Annotated in this window: 2 protein-coding genes; one reads left to right on the top strand and one right to left on the bottom strand. The window is 69.0% G+C overall.

All coding sequences use genetic code 11. The annotated features are described in order from the left end of the window. Window positions 1-86 precede the first annotated feature (86 nt). Window positions 87-476 carry a heavy metal-responsive transcriptional regulator gene (locus DCI01S_RS16410; protein ID WP_007928756.1) on the bottom strand — a complete coding sequence of 130 codons (390 nt, stop codon included), beginning with the start codon at window positions 474-476 and terminating at the stop codon, window positions 87-89. A gap of 105 nt (window positions 477-581) precedes the next feature. Here DCI01S_RS16410 and DCI01S_RS16405 point away from each other — a divergent pair. Then, window positions 582-1,514: FAD-dependent oxidoreductase (locus tag DCI01S_RS16405; RefSeq protein WP_061230202.1), on the top strand; the 933-nt coding region annotated here is incomplete at its 3' end.

The following is a 1,514-nucleotide window of genomic DNA, read 5'->3' as shown; positions in this document are numbered from 1 at the left end:
TGTGGCTTTCGCCGTTATATGGCGGGGTTCTGTCGACGCTCTGTGGCGGCATCTGCTCATGGCGATACACGCGAGCACCGGTCTGGTCACAGATAGCGGCAGACGGTCGTGGTGTCGCATTTGGTGGGGTCGCTGGTGGTGGCACTGTGGTGAAGGTGCGCGACGGTGTGTCGCAGTGCTTGCAGGTCGGCGATTTGGCGGTCCAGGTCGCCCAGGTGGGCTTCGAGCAGGGCGTGCACGTGCTGGCAGGGTGCGACTCCGGCGTCGCGGATGTCGAGGATCTCGCGAATCTGGGCCAGGGTGAGCCCAGCGGTGCGGCCGCGGCGAACGAAGTCCAGGCGCGCCAGGGCCGCAGGGGTGTAGTCGCGGTATCCGTTGGCGGTGCGCTCAGGCGCAGGTAGTAGGCCGGCTTCTTCGTAGAAGCGCAGCGTCTTGGTTGTGGTGCCGCTGGCCACGGCCAACTCACCGATGCGCACAGTGGCCCCTTTCTCGGCTCTCGTCCATGTTCGCCTTGACCTTCCCCTGCGCTGGAACGTCCACTATGGACGCTGAAGAGGGGTCACGCGAAGGAAGGTGGGCAAATGGGTGTGGACTACGACGTCGATCTGGCCGTGATCGGCTCGGGAGGCGCGGCGATGTCCGCCGCCATCGCGGCCAGCCAGGCCGGTAAGAGCGTCGTGCTGGTTGAGCGCGGTGTTCTGGGCGGGACGTGCGTGAACATCGGCTGCGTGCCGTCCAAGACGCTCCTGGCGGCCGCCGGGGCCCGGCACGCCGCGCTCACCAATCCCTTCAAAGGTGCCCCAACGTCAGCCGCACCGGTGAACCTCGGCGATCTGGTGGCCCAGAAGGACGCACTCATCGAGCGCCTGCGTGATGCGAAGTACGCCGATGTGGCCGCTGCCTACGGCTTCCAGGTCCGCCCAGGCCAGGCCAGCTTCCTGGACGGGGACACCCTGGCCGTCGACGGCCAGGCGCTGCGGGCCCGGGCCTATCTGGTCGCCACCGGTGCCACCCCCGCCATCCCGGAGGTGGTCGGTCTCGACTCTGTGGACCGGCTGACGTCCACCACCGCGATGCAGCTGACCGAGCTGCCTGAGTCCCTGGTCGTTATCGGTGGCGGGTACGTCGGGATGGAGCAGGCCCAGCTGTTCGCTCACCTCGGCACCCGGGTCTCTGTGGTCGGGCGTCTGGCGCCGCACGCCGAGCCGGAGCTGGCCCAGAGACTTCGGGAAGTCTTCACCGACGACGGCATCACCGTGGTCGAAGAGCGCGCGACCACTGTGGCCCGCGAACCAGGCCCCGCAGGAGAGGTGGTGGTGACCACGGACTCGGGCGAACAGGTGCGCGGCGCGCAGGTCCTGGTGGCCACCGGACGCCTGCCCCGCACCGACGGCCTGAACCTGGCCGCTGCCGGTGTGGACGTGGACGAGCGCGGCTTCGTCGTGGTCGACCAGACCCAGCGCACCTCCAACCCGCGCGTCTGGGCCGCCGGTGACGTCTCGGGGGCTCCCCAG

The sequence above is a fragment of the Dietzia cinnamea NBRC 102147 genome (assembly GCF_001571065.1).
GTDB classification, from domain to species: domain Bacteria; phylum Actinomycetota; class Actinomycetes; order Mycobacteriales; family Mycobacteriaceae; genus Dietzia; species Dietzia cinnamea.
This window is presented reverse-complemented; position numbering and strand designations above follow the sequence as displayed.